Source organism: Billgrantia montanilacus (genome assembly GCF_003336675.1).
Lineage (GTDB): Bacteria > Pseudomonadota > Gammaproteobacteria > Pseudomonadales > Halomonadaceae > Halomonas > Halomonas montanilacus.
Genome location: NZ_QPII01000005.1, coordinates 14,612 through 30,642 on the forward strand (window position 1 = coordinate 14,612; position 16,031 = coordinate 30,642).

Here is a 16,031-nt window from a genome sequence, read left to right on the forward strand (position 1 = left end):
ATGGTTACCTTGATGTAGGACTGCTCGCCTGATTCAGTGCGAAGCCCGTTACTTTATGCGTCGAAATATTAACCACGCCACCAGGTACAGGGGCATGCCGATCGCCACCAGGGCGAGGGCATGAGGCCAGAGGATTTCCATGCCGGTCCCCTTGAGGAAGATACCCAGGGTGATGTCCAGATAATGGCGCAAGGGACTGGCCAGCGACAGCTGCTGGAGCAGGTTCGGCATGCTCTCCACCGGCACTATGGTGCCGGACAGGAACATCAGCGGGAACAGGCCGAAGAAGGCGAGCAGCAGGGCCTGCTGCAGGGTTCGTGAAACCGCCGCCACCAGGACGCCGAGGCCGATGGCACTGAGCAGAAACAGCGCGGTCAGGGCGAAGAACAGCGGCAGGCTGCCTCTGACCGGCACGCCAAACCAGCCGACCAGCGCCAGGCTGGGGAGTACAGCGACTAATCCGATCAACAGGGTGGGCACGGTCTTGGCGATGAACAGTTCGCCACGGCGAATGGGCGTGACCATGAGCTGCTCGATGGTGCCGACCTCCTTCTCGCGAACGATGGAGGCGGCAGGGTGGACAACGCCGATCATCAATCCCGCCAGGGCGATCATTGCCAATACCGTGAAGCTGACGTTGGTCTGGTCCGGGTTGTACCAGATGCGCAGTTGCGGTGCTACCGCCGCTAATTGTCGCTCGTCGAGTGTCCCCTGGCGCATCTGGAAGGCCTCTACCGTCTGCAGCGCATAGCCCCGGGCGACGGCGGCCGTGTTGGCGTTGCTGCCATCGACCAGGAACTGCAGTGCCTGACCGCCGCCGCGCTGGAGTTCGCGCTCGAAATCGACGGGGATGACCAGTACCGCCTGTGCCTCGCCGCGTTCCAGGTACGGCTCGGCTGCCGCCACATCGCGCAGGTGCGCCACCAGACGGAAGTTGCCGCCTGCGACGAAGTCATCGATCAGGTGGCGGCTGGCCGGGCTCTCGTCGGCATCGACCACCGCCAGCGGCAGGTCGCGCATCTCCATGCCCAGGGCGTAGGCGCAGATCACCACTTCGATGGTGTAGAGCCAGAAGATCAGGAACAGCACCACGGGATCGCGGAAGAACTGGATCAGCTCCTTGTGCAACAGGCTCGACAGGCGCATCAGGCCACCTTCTTCTTCAGCCGCCAGGCCGCCAGGGCGAAGACCAGCAGGGTGTAGACGGCGACGATGGTGATGCTCGGCCACAGCACCTCGAGCCCGACGCCCTTGAGCACCACGCCACGGGAGATGTCGACGAAGTAGCGGCCCGGAAAGGCCAGGGTGTAGAGCTGGACCACATAGGGCATGGTGAAGATCGGAAACAGCATGCCCGAGAACAGGATGGAGGGCATCAGGGTCACGATCAGCACGGCCAGCAGGGCGACCAACTGGGTACGGGTCACGGCTGACACCAGCAGGCCGATCCCCAGGGTACAGAGCACGTACAGCAGCGATATCGCCAACAGGAAAGCGACGCTGCCCCGGAACGGCACGCCGAACCAGAGAAAGCCGACGGCGATCACCATCGCCATCTGCACGAAGGCGATGATCGCGTAGGGAATCAGCTTGCCGGCGAGAAACTCGACGGAGGAGAGCGGCGAGGCATAGATCTGCGCAATGGTGCCGGTCTCCTTTTCCCGCACCAGGGCGAGCGCGGTGAGCAGCGGCGGGAAGGCCATCAGAATCACGGCATAGAGGCCGGGCACCACGGTGTGCACGCTGCTGAGCGAGGGGTTGTACCAGACGCGGGTTTCCAGCTGAAGGGCCGGCGGCCCCGCTGCATGGCCGAAGCCGCTGGCGATGGCCAGCGCATGACTGCTGACCAGCGTCGCCGTGGCGGAATAGGTGCCGTCCACCAGCAGTTGAACCGGGCTCGGCTCGTGGCGGGTGAGGGCGCGTTCGAAACCGGGCGGGATGATCAGCGCCAAGCGGATCTCGCCGCGTTGCAGGGCTTGCTCCACCGCATGCGGGGCGGTCAACTCACGCTCGAGGTGGAAGACGCCGCTCGCCGTGAACGCTTCCGTGAGTTGTCGGCTGGCGGGGGTGCGGTCCTCATCCAGTACGCCCAGGGTGATGTCGTCGACATCGAGCGTGATCGCATAGCCGAACAACAGCAGCATGATCAACGGCATGATCATCGCGACCCCGACGGTGATCGGGTCGCGCAGTACCTCTTTCGCCTCCTTGGTCGCCACGGCGGCGATGCGCCTCGGGTTCATGATGCCAGCTCCCGCTGCGCCTGCTCGATATGGCCGAGGAAGACCGCTTCCATGCCGGCATCGGCCGGAAGCCGCAATGCCTGGCGCAGCTGCTCGAGGGTGCCAAGGGCGACCAGGCGACCCTGGTGCATCAGCCCCAGCCGGTGGCAGTAGCTTGCCTCTTCCAGGTAATGGGTGGTGACGAATACCGTCATGCCGCCGCTGGCCAGGGTCTGGATCAGCTGCCAGAAGCGCTGACGGTTGAGCGGATCGACGCCGGAGGTGGGCTCGTCGAGGAACAGCACCGCCGGGCTGTGCAGGATGCTGCAGGCCAGCGCCAGGCGCTGGCGTACCGCCGCCGAGAGCTCACTGACCCGGCGTGCCTCCATCCCGGTCAGGGCCGTCATCCCACTGGCCCACTCGATCGTCTGGCGTCGACGTTTGCCGCCAAGACCGTAGGCGCCGGCGAAGAAGCGCAGGTTTTCGGCAACCGTAAGATCCGGGTAGAGCGAGAAGCGCTGCGACATGTAGCCGATACGGCTACGCAAGGCACGTGCCTGCCGGCTCACCGAAAGACCGGCGACGAAGGCCTCGCCATCGCTGGGCAACAGCAATCCGCAGAAGACCTTGATCAGGGTGGTCTTGCCGGCACCGTTGGGCCCCAGCCAGCCGATTACCTCGCCCGGCGGTACATTGACCGAGACTCGGTCAACGGTAGTGAAATCGCCGAACCGCACGCTGAGCCGCTCTGCTCGCACCTCGCCGCCCTGCGTTTCCATGACGGCCGGTGACACCGGCTGCGGCGCTGCTGCCGTTGCTGTGCTCAGGGCGATGAAGGCCTCCTCCAAGCCTGGCTCGGCAGGCGTCAGAGTGGCGAGTCCATCCAGCTGCGCCAAGGTGGCTGGCGGCAATTCAGCTCCGACATGCAGTTGGATGCGCAATCGGTCCGCCAGCCACTGTAGATTCAGCACTTCGGAGGCGTCGCGCAGGATGGCCTGTACGCGGATGCTTCTGGCAGTTTGTATCTCGTAGATCCGCCCATGGACTTGGGCGCGCAACTGCGCCGGGGTATCCACCGCCAGCACTCGGCCCTGGTCGAGAAAGGCGAGTCGATCGCAGTATTCCGCTTCGTCCATGTAGGGGGTGCTGACCACCACCGTGCTGCCGTGCTGCTGGTAACGCCGCAGCAGTTGCCAGAGCTCACGGCGCGACAAGGGGTCGACACCCAGGCTGGGCTCGTCGAGCAGCAGCAACGGTGGGGCATGAATCAGGTTGGCGCACAGCGAAAGCTTCTTGCGCATGCCGCCGGAGAGCTTGCCGGCGGGCCGGTCGAGGTGGGCCTGTAGACCGGCCATGGTCAGCAGTTCGTGACTGCGGCTGGCGAAATCCTGCGCCTCGACGCCGCGGATGCGGGCGGCAAACTGCAGGTTCTCGAGGACGCTGAGTCGGTCATAGAGCGTGAAGCCCTGTGACATGTAGCCGACCCGGGCATTCACCTCGGCCGCCTGGCGCACCGTGTCGAAGCCAAGCACCGTCGCCTGACCTTCGCTGGGGTCCAGGATCGCCGCGAGCAGTTGCATGAGCGTGGTCTTGCCGGCGCCGTCCGGGCCCAGCAGCCCGAAGATCTCGCCCCGCTGGACCTCCAGGTCCACCCCGGTAAGCACTTGCCGGTCGGCGAAGCGCCGCCCCAGCCCGCTGGTGTGAATCGTCGCGGTCATGGTGGCACAACCAGGGTGTCGGGCCACGGCGCATCGTCCTGCCAGCGGAGCCAGGCGTCGGCCGGCATGCCGGGCTTGAGCACGCCATCGGGATTGGTGACCCGCAGGGTCACCCCGAAGACGGTGCGCGCCCGCTCATCGGGCAGGTGGACATCGCGGGGGGTGAACTGCGCCTGGCCGTCGATGGCACTGACCTCGGCCTCGAAGTAGCGGTCCGGAAACGCCGTTACCCGCACCCGGGCCGGGGTGCCAAGCCGAACCCTGCCCAGCACCCGTTCGGTCACGTAGATCTTCATTCGGGGGCGGTCCAGGTCGACCAGCACGCCGAGCGACTGCCCTGGCGCGACCACCTCGCCGATCTCCACCGTCTTGACCAGCACGGTGGCATCGATGGGACTGCGCAGCAGGGTCTTGTCGAGCTGGAGGGCGAGCTGGCTGCGTTGCTGCCGCAGCGCCTCCAGATTGGCGGTGGCCTCTGCGCGCTGCGCTTGCAGCACCTCGACTTCGCCTGCCGCCTCGCGCCGGCGATCTTCGCTGTGCTCCAGCTGCTGCGCGGGGATCGCGCCGGTGCGCCGCAGGGTTCGCGCACGTTCCAGCTCTGTCTCGGCATTGCCGAGGTGGTGGCGTGCCGTGTCGAGCATGCGCTCGAGCCGAACCACTGCCTGTTCACCGGCACTCAGGCGCGCCTCGAGCTCGGCCTGTTGCAGGCGAATGAGGCGATCGTCCAGGCGGAGCAGCTCGACCCCCGCGCTGACGGGTTGGCCCTCGACCAGAGAACTTTCCACCACGCGCCCAGAGACTTCGGTGGCAAGGCGGATCTCGGTGGCTTCGATGCGGCCGCTGCCATAGAGGAAGCCAGGCGGCATTTCCGCCGGACGTAGTGCGAGAAAGCCAAGATAGCCGCCAGCGGCTAGCAGTATGACTGCAGCGATGGTCCATAGTGAGTGTCGCATACAGGCTCCCCCGGCCCTTTCCCTCGTTACGAAGCCATCTCAGTCGTGATGGCCAACGGCCAGCCTTAGAGACCTCGAAACTTCTCCAAGGTTAAGAGTTACTGAGCCATTCAGAGATCCTTGGAGCGGTTGGTCTGGTGGACCAGACGCATCGCTTCATGCTGCTCCAGCTTCAGGAGCTCACCGATCAGCTCGCGCGTCTCGGGGATCTCGGCGCGTCCTTCGAGATAGCGATAGAAGCCGATGACCTGCTCATGGAGGTCGAAGATCTCCTGGGAGATCTCGTCGAAGCTCATCTCTGCATAGGGCGCGCTGCACGACAGGTGGGGCTTGATGGGCGCGTAGGCAATGTAATCGTAGAGCCAGGTATTCAATGCCTTGGGGTCAGCCTTCTTCTCGAAGCCGGCCACGACTTTTTCCAGCGCCGCCTCGTGATCCGCTAGATACTCCAACAGCCACTTGGCGCGCTCTTCCTCCTGCTGCGTTGAGCAGTGCTTCAGGCACCTGGCCAGATGCTCATGCAGGGCCCGAGTCCACTCGACCACATCACGAAAGGTTTCAACGTTCATGGCAATCACTCACTTTACTGGTGTGTATCAAGACATGAGACCAGGTATCGAGATCTCAGTTAGGACACCGGTGACCGTAGCACCAAACCGACAACGTTCGTGGGTATGCCCGTGCCGCGGCTCCGAGTAGAACGGATGTACGGCTTACAGGCGCAGGCGCTGGGTGAGCAGATAGATTGGAACGCCGGACTTGGACGGCCAATGTCGCGGTGTGCCGGAGACGAATCTAGGGATGGGGGCAGGCGTCGGTTTGTTCGTGACCGTCAGGGCATCCTCGAACTCGATGTCCTGCTGATCGACACGCAGGGCTCCCTTGGGCAGTACGAACTCGCCATGACCGTGCCGGCAAAGTGGCCCTTCTTCATGCCGCGCTTCAGCAGCGACCGTGGTGGAAGCGCCCTCAAGCACCATTACCACGTGGTGCCCGGGATCACCGGCCTCGGGATCCGGGGCCTCGGCATGGGCCAGCGCGAGCCCACTCAGCAGCAGCGCAAATAGCCCGACCAGCAATAGCCTTGCCCACTTCACGGGAGCATACGGCGCTTGGCGGTTGAATAGGCTGCAAGGGTGCATGGCGCATCGTTGCCTGACGCTGAGTGATCCTACTCACCATAGCTCACTGGCATCGAATGTCGCTTGATCGACATCAAGAGATATTCGCCTCCCAACCTGAAGACAGGGCACAGGTTGCCGGGATGCGTAGAGCGTGGAAGACTGGCGGCTGTGCTGCTTGGGGGAGGTGTCATGACAGGAATGCAAGCCGGTTACGGCCCACTGAAGCGGCTGCTGGCTAGCCCGGAATTCAACGTGGCACTCTTTGCCTTTCTACTGAATTTCCCCTGGGAGTTCCTGCAGGTGCCGCTCTTCGTCGCGATGCCTGAGATGGCGCACTGGGACGCCGTTCTCTTCTGCACCCGGGCGACCCTGGGTGATGTGCTCATCGCCCTGATCGCTTTCTGGGTCGTGGCGGGGCTGCGCCGACATCGCTCCTGGCTGCTTCGCCCCGATACGCGCTCGATCCTTGGCTTCATAGCCATTGGCATCGTGATCACGGTCGGGCTGGAATGGCATGCAACGGAGCTCCAGCAGCGCTGGCAGTACGCTGAGCGGATGCCCACCCTGCCGCTGCTGGGGACTGGGCTGGCACCGCTGCTGCAGTGGCTTCTACTGCCGCCGCTGATCCTGTGGTTGGCACGTCGCCAGATGCTCGGGGAGTCGTGTCTACAATAAATTTGCGCACTCCACCGCGCTCTGCTCCCGGCTCTATTGGCAAATGGTCGTCGACCTGGAGAGTCGTCTCATCCCCGGCCATGAAAGGCATGGCCATCAGTACGGCCAGTATCAGAAAGAAGGGGATGCCCAGGGCCAGAGCGACGAGCCAGGCAGAGCGATCGGGTTTGCTGGACTTGGGAAGCATCGAGTCATTCCTCCCTTGGTCTTCAGGGCCTGCCAGTGAGCGGCAGGGAGAGGCAGAAGGTAGTGATGCCATCCTGTGAGGAGACCGTGACCTGACCCCCATGCGCCTTGATGACTGATCGGGTGATGGCGAGCCCGAGCCCGGCCCCTTCGCCGTGGTGACTGCGGATGTTGTCGGCGCGGTGGAAGCGCTCGAATAATCGCGGAAGCTGATCGGTAGGTATGGTTTCGCCGGGATTGCTGACGCTCAGCTGCGCCCTATCCTGGGTCGAGTTGATCCTGATCTCGATGATGCCGCCGGTGGGTGTGTGGCGCACCGCGTTCGAGATCAGATTGGAAAGAGCGCGACGCAGCATCAACCGGTCGCCGGTTACCGTGGCGTTTCCGGTTAGCTGTAGATTGACGCCTTTTTCTTCGGCGAGAGCCTCGTAGAATTCCAGCAGCGCCTCTGCTTCTTGTTCAAGCACCACGGTCTCGAACGGGTTCGGTAGCAGACCGTGGTCGGTCTTTGCCAGGAACAGCATGTCGGCGATCATCCTCGCCAGTCGTTCGAACTCTTCCAGGTTGGAGTGCAGCACCTCACGGTAAGCCTCGGCGGAGCGCGGCCGCGACAGCGCGACCTGGGTTTCGGTCAGCAGGTTAGAGACGGGGGTGCGAAGCTCATGTGCGATATCTGCGGAGAAATCGCTGAGACGCTGAAAGTCGGCTTCCAGGCGGTCGAGCATGCCGTTGAAGGCGCTGACCAAGGCCAGCATCTCAGCCGGCGCATCTCGCTCGGAGAGTCGCTCGCCGAGATGATCGGCGGAGAGCCTGCCGGCGGTACGGGTGACACGCCGAAGTGGTGCAAGACCGTTACGTGCGGCTAGCCAGCCGAGCTGCGCTGCGATCAGCGTCGCCATCGTTATTCCGGTCCAGAGATGGCGGCGGATGTCGCTGAGGAAGTGGGCATGGTGGCTGATATCAAGTCCAATCAGCACTTCCAAGAGAATTGGCTCGGCCAGTGGAAGCGTCTTCGCTGCCTCTCGGCCGATGAAGCTGCGTCCCTCATGCTGCCAGTGGGTCTGGGGAGCGGCCTCGTTTCCCTGCTTTGCTGCTACTAGTTGCTCGGGCCGATAGGCATAAAGCACCTCGCCCTCTTCGTCACGGATGGAAAGGGCCAGAGAGTCATGACTAACCAGTATGGTGTCGAGTTGCCGTAGCAGGGCGTCGAATGCCACGGATGAGTGTGCTTGACCCAGCAAGTTATCGATCATGGCCATCTTGGCACTCAGCTCCTGGCTATCGATTTGGTCGAAGTGAGCGCCGATCAGACGCTCCATCAATAGGCCAAGTACCAGCAGCAGGCTAGCGGTCAGCATAGCGAATAATAGGGCCAGACGCGTGGTGAGGGAGAGTGGCTGCTGTCTCATGTGTTGTCAGAGGCCTCCAGCACATAACCCATGCCGCGAACGGTACGTATCAGCTTGAGATGAAACGGGCCATCGACCTTGGCTCGCAGCCGTCTGACGGCAACATCAATCACGTTGGTGTCGCTGTCGAAATTCATGTCCCAAACCTGAGAGGCGATCAGCGAACGGGGGAGTACCTCACCCTTCCGACGAATCAGAAGCTCGAGCAGGGCAAATTCCTTGGCGGTTAAATCGATGCGCTCACCGTCGCGGGTGACTCGGCGCTTCAGCAGGTCAAGCTCCAGGTCTGCGGCCCGGAATATTTCAGGCTCGCGGGTCTTGCCGCGCCTGAGTAATGATCGGATACGAGCCAGCAGTTCGGAAAAGGCAAACGGTTTTACCAGGTAGTCGTCTGCTCCTAGCTCAAGCCCCCTGACCCGGTCGTCAACTTCGTCCCGGGCCGTCAGAAACAGGACGGGGACGTCCTGCCCCGCGCGTCGCACCATCTGGAGAATGGTCCAGCCATCCATCCCCGGCAGCATCACGTCGAGAAGCAGAAGGTCATACTCCTCATTCTGTGCCAAGTGGAGACCATCCAACCCATCGCGCACCAAATCGACGACAAAACCGGCCTCCCTAAGGCCCTGGGCAAGGTAGTCACCTGTTTTCGGCTCGTCTTCAACGATCAAAATTTTCACGACGCCTCCGTTTGCTGGCCGCAATAGAAAATGACAAACATGTCATTTTGGGGTCACTTTCCTGTCCGCTTCTATTGGTTACGATGAGCACATAAAGACGAAACGGGGGAGGAATAGACAAGAGATATTCTACCACTTTCCCACATGAGAACCATAGAAGTCTGACGAAGTGAACCGCAGCCCTAGTAAACTTTACATTTAGATGAGGTGTAACATGCTTAAGAAAATCGCTCTCGCCACTGCCGTTGTTAGCATGTTCTCTGTGCCGGCTTTTGCCAGTTTCGGCAGCGCAACAGAGAACGGGAATTTCCTCCAGGAAGGCAGTACCACTAGCAAGATTATTAACAGTGGGCAGGCGCATACTTACTATCTGGATGTGGAGCAAGCCACAGCAGTGAAAATCGGTAGCGACCATTTTCCTGGGACCAATCATCCCTTGCAGCGTATGAGCGCTCAGCTGGTGGATGCGCAAGGAAACATCGTCACTGAAGCGAAATCATCTGCAGGAAATTTCGAAATCCAAGAAACTCTTCAGCCTGGCCAGTATCGATTGATGGTATCAGGAAGTTCGGCGCCCGGTGGAGATAGTTGGGATGTCCATCGCTACAGCTTGCACGTTAATTTTCAGTAATCAGTTTTCCAATTAATTGTTATCTGGGAGGGTTGGCCGGCGCAAGTCGGCCAGTTTTATTCAGGCCTGCCTGAAGCATGTGCCACATTTCATGGCAAATAATGATGATTAAAGTAAACAATCTTCTAGAGGCAGGGGGTGGCTGTATGGGCTATAAAACAGTGTGTATGCGGGCAGCCCTGATGTTGAGCCTCGCATCGTTCGTTCCCTCTCTGGTGCTGGCAATGCCATCGCTCTCGCTCAGCGAGGCCGAGCGGATTGCCCGTATCGACGATCCTGCCACACAGCGTTTTCAGGAGCTGGCTGAGGCACGCCGGGAGGCTGCCATTTCGGCAAGTCAGCTCCCCGACCCCATGCTGATTGTCGAAGTCATGGATGTTGCCCGCGATGGCTTTACGGTCGAAGACGACAGCATGACTCAGTTACGGCTTGGCATCCGTCAGACTTTCCCCAGAGGCGATAGTCGCCGCTTTGCAAGCGAGCGGGAATCGGCCATGGCACAGGCGGAAGAGGCGCGTAGCAGTAATGCTGAGCGCGCTGCCATGCGCGCCGTTCGCCGCGCTTATTTATCTCTTCATAACCAGCGCGCCGTACTTGAGGTGCTTAAGCAAAGCCAGCCATTGTTCGAGGATCTGCGTGAAATCACCGAGCGTGAATTCGCTTCCGGTTTCGCCGACCAGCAGGATCTCTTGCGTGCCGAGCTTGAACTTGACCGACTGCATGATCGCTTGCTGAACACGCAGGCTCAGGAATCAGCGGCGTTGGCTCAGCTTTCTCGGTGGGTCGGCCTGGACGCCGTGGCAAGACCCCTGCCGTCGGACTTTCCGGAGCTTGCCGAACCGACGGGCACGTTACTAGCCCACCCCTTGTTGGCGGCGGAGCAGGCAATTGTCGATGCTGGAGCCCATGGTATCGAGCTGTCGCGGCAGGGCTATAAGCCGCAATGGTCAGTCGAGCTCACCTATGGCACACCGACGGAAAGAGGCATGGGCATGCCTGACCGCATGTCGGCCATGGTCATGGTCGATCTACCTCTTTTCACTCGCCAGCGCCAGGACCGTGACCTGTCTGCCAGCGTACACCAGCGCGAGGCGGCTCAATACGCGTGGCATGAGCAGGTACGGGAGATGCAGCGTCAACTCGATGAAACGCAGGCCAGGTGGCGACAGCTGAGCGAGCGTGAACGCGGTTTCGTGGAGCGACTCATCCCCCAGGCCAAGGCGAATGCCGAGGCGGCCGAGCATGGCTACAGAAATCGGACAGTTGATTTTACTGCCTACGTACGCGCTCGACTCATTGAGTTGGACACGCAGATCGATGCGATAGGCATCGCCACGGAACGACGTCTTGAGCAGGTGGATCTGCTCTATCTGTTGGGAGAGGACGCATGAGAGTGCTGGGAGTAATTGCCATTCTGGGGGTGGGGGCCGCATTGGGTGGCGCTGCCATGAATTACTGGCCGGATTCACATGCTCACGTTGCTCAGGCAGATGAACCGGCGAGTGGCGAGCGTGACATTCTTTACTACCGGCATCCTCACAACCCCTCCGTCACGTCTCCCGAGCCACGCAAAGATGAGATGGGCATGGATTTCATCCCGATCTATGCGGGCGGTGGTGATGCTGCGGCACCCGGCACGGTGAGCATCAGCCCGGTGGTGCAGCAGAACATGAACGTGCGCATCGGCTCGGTTGTTCGCGGCGATCTGGCTCGCCTGGTCGAAACGGTGGGTTTCGTCGATTACGACGAGTCGAGTCTGTCACATGTCCATCTACGCACCGAAGGATGGATCGAAGACCTCACGGTTCGAACCACCGGTGAGCGGGTCGAGGAGGGGCAGCTGCTGTTTCGCCTCTACTCACCCGAACTCGTCAATGCGCAGGAAGAGCTGCTGCATATCGTACGCCGTGGCGGCGGTGCTGCGCCGGCACGTGAGCGTCTGAGGGCGCTGGGTGTCAGTGCGGCCGAGATCGCCGAGGTCGAGAGAGCCGGCGAGCCGCGCCGGCTGGTGTCGGTACGGGCACGGCAGGGCGGTGTCGTGGAGTCGCTGAATGTCCGTGAAGGCATGTATGTCACGCCGGGCACCGAGGTCATGACCATTGCCGATCTGTCGCGGGTATGGGTGATGGCCGATCTGTTCGAGCATCAGGTCGATGCCGTGACACGAGACGATGCCGCTCACGTGAAATTGCCTTTCCGGCCCGGCGAACGTCTGGAGGGCAAGGTCGATTACATCTACCCGAGCTTGAACAGCCCGACCCGTACCGTGCGAGTGCGATTGGCCTTCGACAATCCCGGGGAACGGTTGAAGCCAGGCATGTATGCGGACGTTCATCTGGCGCCGCGTCCTTTGCAAAGTGTGCTGCATCTCCCTGCCGAGGCGGTGATCCGCACCGGTAGACAGGATCGCGTGATCCTGGCGCTGGGAGAGGGGCGTTTCCAGGCTCGCGAAGTGCAGGTGGGTAGCCGTGCCAATGGTGACCTGGAAATCATCGATGGTCTCCAGGAAGGGGAGCGAGTCGTCCTCTCCGGTCACTTCCTGCTCGATTCCGAAGCGTCAGCCAGTGCCGAGCTTGGCCGCATGCTCGAGGCCGTGGAAGAGGAAGTGGGCGATGAGGTCTGGGCGGATGGTCGCCTTCTCTCTATCGACATGGAGGCACGGATGGTGAATGTCGATCATGAGCCAATACCGGTGTTGGGTTGGCCCGCCATGGTCATGGACTTCGCCGTGGCTGACGACCTTGAACTGGATGGCTTGCGTGAAGACATGCCGATGCGCTTCCGCATGCACGAGCGTGAAGAGTTCGTGTACGAAATCACCGCTATCGAGCCGGCGGCTCACGACCACTGAGGAGAGGTTGCATGATCGAAAGGATCATTTCGTGGTCGTTGCACAATCGCCTGTTGGTGCTCTTGGTGACCGCCATCTTCGTCGTCTGGGGGCTTTTCACAGGCCGACAGATGCCTCTGGACGCCATACCCGACCTCTCCGACGTGCAAGTGATCGTCCATACCAGTTTTCCCGGCCAGGCGCCTCAGGTCGTCGAAGACCAGGTCACCTACCCCTTGTCGACGGCCATGCTGGCTGTGCCCCGGGCGAGGGACGTGCGGGGTTTCTCCATGTTCGGGGATTCCTACGTCTACGTGCTGTTCGAGGATGGGACCGATCCCTACTGGGCCCGTTCACGGGTGCTGGAATACCTGAGCCAGGTGGCGCCGCGCATGCCGGAAGGTGCCCAACCTGCCCTGGGGCCCGATGCCACGGGGGTGGGCTGGGTCTACCAGTATGCGCTGGTAGACCGCAGCGGGGAGCTCGACCTGGCGGACCTGCGCTCGCTGCAGGACTGGTTCCTCAAGTATGAGCTGCAGTCGGTGACAGGTGTCTCCGAGGTCGCCACCGTGGGCGGCATGGTCAAGCAGTACCAGGTGGTGCTTGACCCGAACCGTGCGCGTGCCTATGGCTTGACCCTGTCGGGCATTCGCACGGCCATTTCCGAGGCAAACCGCGAGGCAGGTGGTTCGGTGATCGAAATGAGCGAAGCGGAATATATGGTTCGCTCGCGAGGCTATCTCACCGGCATCGAAGACCTGCGACTGGTGCCCGTTGGCCTGGGTGACGATGGCACGCCTGTCCTGCTCGAGGACGTGGCGGAAATTCGCATCGGGCCTGCGGCTCGGCGTGGGATCGCAGAGCTGGATGGTGAGGGTGAGACCGTGGGTGCCCTGGTGGTTATGCGTCATGGCGAAAACGCCCTTGCCACCATCGACCGCGTCAAGGCACGCCTCGATGAGCTGCGTCCGAGCCTGCCGGATGGCGTCGAGATCGTGGAAACCTACGACCGTTCGGTGCTGATTCAGGAGTCGGTGGATAACCTGACCGGCAAGCTGCTGCAGGAATTCCTTATCATCGCGCTGGTTTGCGTCGTCTTCCTGCTTCACTTCCGCTCGGCGCTGGTGGCCATCATTGCGCTACCGATCGGCATCCTGGCGGCATTGATGATCATGCAGGCCAAGGGCATCAACGCCAACATCATGTCGCTGGGCGGCATCGCCGTGACGATAGGTGCCATGGTGGATGCCGCCATCGTCATGGTGGAGAACCTGCACAAGCGGCTGGAAAAGGCGCCGCCGGGGGAGGATCGTTGGCATACCGTGGCCGAGGCCGCCAAGGAAACCGGGCGGCCGATCTTCTTCGCTCTGCTCATTATCGTGGCCAGCTTCCTGCCCCTGTTTACCCTGCAGGGCCAGGAAGGGCGCATGTTTTCACCGCTCGCCTTTACCGGCACCTACGCCATGGCGGCAGCAGCAGGTCTGGGCATCACCCTGGTGCCGGTACTGATGGGCTATCTGGTGCGTGGCCGGATACGGCCGGAATCTGCGCATCCGCTCAGCCGCATGCTGATTGCCATCTATCGGCCGGGACTGAGCGCCTTGCTGCGCTATCCCTGGATCACCATTGCAGCTGCCGTGCTGCTGGCTGCCAGCGTGGCCTATCCGGCGAGCAAACTGGGCAGCGAATTCATGCCCCAGCTGGACGAAGGCGACCTCATGTACATGCCGTCGCTGGAGCCGGGTGTCTCCATTGGCAAGGTGCGTGAATTCATGCAGCAGACCAATCGCCTGATCATGTCCGTGCCGGAAGTGGAACGTGTCTTTGGCAAGGCGGGACGCGCCGATACTGCCACCGACCCGGCACCCATCGGCATGCTGGAGACCGTCATTCGCTTCAAGCCCCGTGATCAGTGGCGCGAAGGCATGACCAAGACCGATATCATCCGCGAGCTCGATGAGGCGGTCAGCTTTCCTGGCGTGGCCAACGTCTGGGTGCCACCGATCAAGACACGTATCGACATGCTGTCAACGGGTATTCGTTCGCCAGTTGGCATCAAGGTGGCCGGCTCCGACCTGGGGGAAATCGAGCGCATCGGGCGTGAGATCGAGCGAGTCCTGCAGGATGTCCCGGGCACGGCGTCAGCCTATGCCGACCGCACAGCCGCCGGTCGCTATGTTGAAGTGGATATCGACCGGCGTGCCGCGGCGCGGCATGGCGTCAACGTCAGCGATTTGCAGGCCGTGATTCAGACGGCTGTGGGGGGGATGAATGTCAGCGAGACGGTAGAAGGCCTGGAGCGCTATCCGATCAATCTGCGTTACCCCCAGGACTGGCGAGACTCTCTTGAGCGGCTGCGGGATCTGCCGGTGATCACTGCCGCCGGCGCCTATCTCCCCTTGCAGGCACTGGCGCAGGTGAATATTACCGATGGTCCAGCGATGATTCGTACGGAGAATGCGCGCCTCAACGGCTGGGTGGTGGTCGATATCCGCGGCCGGGATATCGGTTCCTACGTGGCCGAAGCGCGTGAGCGAGTCATGGAAGAGGTTGCGTTGCCCGCCGGCTATTCCGTCACCTGGTCGGGTCAGTACGAATACATGGAGCGGGCAAAGGAGCGGCTGCAGTGGGTCGTGCCGGTGACTATCGTTCTTATCTTCCTGCTGCTCTATCTGTGCTTCCGAAACGGTCCTGAGACGCTGATGTTGATGGGCTCACTGCCGTTCGCCGCGGTTGGTGGCGTCTGGCTGCTTCACTGGCTGGCCTATGACGTCTCGGTAGCAGTGGCGGCAGGGTTCATCCTGCTGATTGGCCTGGCGGCCGAGTTCGCCGTGGTCATGCTGATGTATGTCAAAGGCGCGGTGGAGCAGCGCCAGCCACGCACCCAGGGCGAGCTGCGTGAGGCAATCATCGAAGGTGCCGTGATGCGCGTGCGGCCCAAGGCCATGACCTCACTCACGGTGGTGCTGGGACTGAGCCCGCTGCTGATGGATTCAGGTCCAGGATCGGAAGCGATGCAGCGCATCGCCACACCAATGGTCGGCGGCATGATCACTGCACCGCTGGTCTCGTTGCTGCTCATTCCGGTTCTGTACTGGCTCTGGCAACGCCGGCAACTTCCCGAAACGGTCTCGTCTGAGGCTGTGCTGAGTAACACCAACCTCGAAGGAAATCAGTAACATGAAACATATCGTACTTCAGATGGCAGTAGTGGCGAGCTTCCTCATCACAGGGCCGGCCGTGGCGAGTAGTGATCATGGACATGCGAACCATGCGAACCATGGTGCCACAGACAGGCATCCAGAGATGCGCACAGCGGAAGGCGTCGGTACCGTGCAGTCGATAGCAGAGGATGGCAGCAGTGTTGTGTTGGCACACGAGCCGATCACTGAGTTGCGCTGGCCAGCGATGACCATGGAAATGGCCCTGGCCGATCCCGCGTTGGCTGAACTCGTAAAAACCGATGACTACGTTGCTTTCGTGCTGCGCCAAACAGGCGAAACTGACTACGAAATTATTTCCATCCAAGCTGCTCCGTCTCAGTAAAGCTGATCGTGCCAGGGCATGCCGCATTTCAAACCATCGAGATCTGGTGTGCCTCCCCTT

14 protein-coding genes are annotated in these 16,031 nt (G+C 61.6%); 6 read left to right on the forward strand and 8 right to left on the reverse strand.

Translation table 11 applies throughout. The features are described 5' to 3' along the window. Positions 1–48: 48 nt before the first annotated feature. The 6 genes from DU505_RS08570 to DU505_RS08595 all read right to left on the reverse strand — a co-directional run bounded on the left by DU505_RS08570 (position 49) and on the right by DU505_RS08595 (position 5,990). Positions 49–1,146, reverse strand: a complete 1,098-nt coding sequence (locus tag DU505_RS08570; RefSeq protein ID WP_114478584.1) for an ABC transporter permease — start codon at positions 1,144–1,146, stop codon at positions 49–51. Then, complete coding sequence (locus DU505_RS08575) at positions 1,146–2,243, reverse strand: ABC transporter permease (RefSeq protein ID WP_114478585.1); 1,098 nt, start codon at positions 2,241–2,243, stop codon at positions 1,146–1,148. The genes DU505_RS08570 and DU505_RS08575 overlap by 1 nt, the downstream gene beginning before the upstream one ends. Further along, the gene (locus DU505_RS08580; RefSeq protein WP_220250543.1) at positions 2,240–3,967 is read right to left on the reverse strand and encodes an ATP-binding cassette domain-containing protein; all 1,728 of its coding nucleotides are present in this window, start codon (positions 3,965–3,967) and stop codon (positions 2,240–2,242) included. The genes DU505_RS08575 and DU505_RS08580 overlap by 4 nt, the downstream gene beginning before the upstream one ends. Then, entirely contained in the window at positions 3,937–4,893 is a 957-nt protein-coding gene (locus tag DU505_RS08585) for an HlyD family secretion protein (RefSeq protein ID WP_114478587.1), read from the reverse strand. Before DU505_RS08585 ends, DU505_RS08580 begins: the two co-directional genes overlap by 31 nt. A 110-nt stretch (positions 4,894–5,003) precedes the next feature. Beyond that, positions 5,004–5,462 (reverse strand): ATPase, encoded by a 459-nt coding sequence (locus DU505_RS08590; protein ID WP_114478588.1) that lies wholly within the window; start codon positions 5,460–5,462, stop codon positions 5,004–5,006. A 144-nt stretch (positions 5,463–5,606) separates the two neighbouring features. Further along, positions 5,607–5,990, reverse strand: a complete 384-nt coding sequence (locus DU505_RS08595) for a hypothetical protein (protein ID WP_147273055.1) — start codon at positions 5,988–5,990, stop codon at positions 5,607–5,609. A gap of 216 nt (positions 5,991–6,206) precedes the next feature. On the opposite strand from DU505_RS08595, the gene DU505_RS08600 reads away from it, so the two are divergent. Beyond that, positions 6,207–6,692 carry a hypothetical protein gene (locus DU505_RS08600; RefSeq protein WP_220250545.1) on the forward strand — a complete coding sequence of 162 codons (486 nt, stop codon included), beginning with the start codon at positions 6,207–6,209 and terminating at the stop codon, positions 6,690–6,692. Between the two features lie 209 nt (positions 6,693–6,901). Here the strand turns inward: DU505_RS08600 and DU505_RS08605 are convergent, their stop codons facing one another. Then, a complete protein-coding gene (locus DU505_RS08605; protein WP_114478591.1) occupies positions 6,902–8,287 on the reverse strand; it encodes a heavy metal sensor histidine kinase in 1,386 nt (461 codons plus the stop codon). Next, positions 8,284–8,964, reverse strand: a complete 681-nt coding sequence (locus DU505_RS08610; protein WP_114478592.1) for a heavy metal response regulator transcription factor — start codon at positions 8,962–8,964, stop codon at positions 8,284–8,286. Before DU505_RS08610 ends, DU505_RS08605 begins: the two co-directional genes overlap by 4 nt. Positions 8,965–9,178: 214 nt before the next feature. On the opposite strand from DU505_RS08610, the gene DU505_RS08615 reads away from it, so the two are divergent. The 5 genes from DU505_RS08615 (at position 9,179) to DU505_RS08635 (ending at position 15,971) form a co-directional block, all read left to right on the forward strand. Next, complete coding sequence (locus DU505_RS08615; RefSeq protein ID WP_114478593.1) at positions 9,179–9,595, forward strand: hypothetical protein; 417 nt, start codon at positions 9,179–9,181, stop codon at positions 9,593–9,595. A 146-nt stretch (positions 9,596–9,741) separates the two neighbouring features. Beyond that, entirely contained in the window at positions 9,742–10,986 is a 1,245-nt protein-coding gene (locus tag DU505_RS08620) for a TolC family protein (protein WP_181872776.1), read from the forward strand. Continuing rightward, complete coding sequence (locus DU505_RS08625) at positions 10,983–12,446, forward strand: efflux RND transporter periplasmic adaptor subunit (RefSeq protein ID WP_114478595.1); 1,464 nt, start codon at positions 10,983–10,985, stop codon at positions 12,444–12,446. The genes DU505_RS08620 and DU505_RS08625 overlap by 4 nt, the downstream gene beginning before the upstream one ends. A gap of 11 nt (positions 12,447–12,457) precedes the next feature. Then, complete coding sequence (locus DU505_RS08630; protein WP_114478596.1) at positions 12,458–15,604, forward strand: efflux RND transporter permease subunit; 3,147 nt, start codon at positions 12,458–12,460, stop codon at positions 15,602–15,604. A gap of 1 nt (position 15,605) precedes the next feature. Continuing rightward, positions 15,606–15,971 carry a copper-binding protein gene (locus DU505_RS08635; RefSeq protein ID WP_114478597.1) on the forward strand — a complete coding sequence of 122 codons (366 nt, stop codon included), beginning with the start codon at positions 15,606–15,608 and terminating at the stop codon, positions 15,969–15,971. Positions 15,972–16,031 lie beyond the last annotated feature (60 nt).

Coding starts and splice junctions, on each gene's coding strand:
- DU505_RS08570 (WP_114478584.1), bottom strand. CDS start 1,146: ATGCGCCTGTCGAGCCTGTTGCACAAGGAGCTGATCCAGTTCTTCCGC.
- DU505_RS08575 (WP_114478585.1), bottom strand. CDS start 2,243: ATGAACCCGAGGCGCATCGCCGCCGTGGCGACCAAGGAGGCGAAAGAG.
- DU505_RS08585 (WP_114478587.1), bottom strand. CDS start 4,893: ATGCGACACTCACTATGGACCATCGCTGCAGTCATACTGCTAGCCGCT.
- DU505_RS08590 (WP_114478588.1), bottom strand. CDS start 5,462: ATGAACGTTGAAACCTTTCGTGATGTGGTCGAGTGGACTCGGGCCCTG.
- DU505_RS08600 (WP_220250545.1), top strand. CDS start 6,207: ATGACAGGAATGCAAGCCGGTTACGGCCCACTGAAGCGGCTGCTGGCT.
- DU505_RS08605 (WP_114478591.1), bottom strand. CDS start 8,287: ATGAGACAGCAGCCACTCTCCCTCACCACGCGTCTGGCCCTATTATTC.
- DU505_RS08615 (WP_114478593.1), top strand. CDS start 9,179: ATGCTTAAGAAAATCGCTCTCGCCACTGCCGTTGTTAGCATGTTCTCT.
- DU505_RS08620 (WP_181872776.1), top strand. CDS start 9,742: ATGGGCTATAAAACAGTGTGTATGCGGGCAGCCCTGATGTTGAGCCTC.
- DU505_RS08625 (WP_114478595.1), top strand. CDS start 10,983: ATGAGAGTGCTGGGAGTAATTGCCATTCTGGGGGTGGGGGCCGCATTG.
- DU505_RS08630 (WP_114478596.1), top strand. CDS start 12,458: ATGATCGAAAGGATCATTTCGTGGTCGTTGCACAATCGCCTGTTGGTG.
- DU505_RS08635 (WP_114478597.1), top strand. CDS start 15,606: ATGAAACATATCGTACTTCAGATGGCAGTAGTGGCGAGCTTCCTCATC.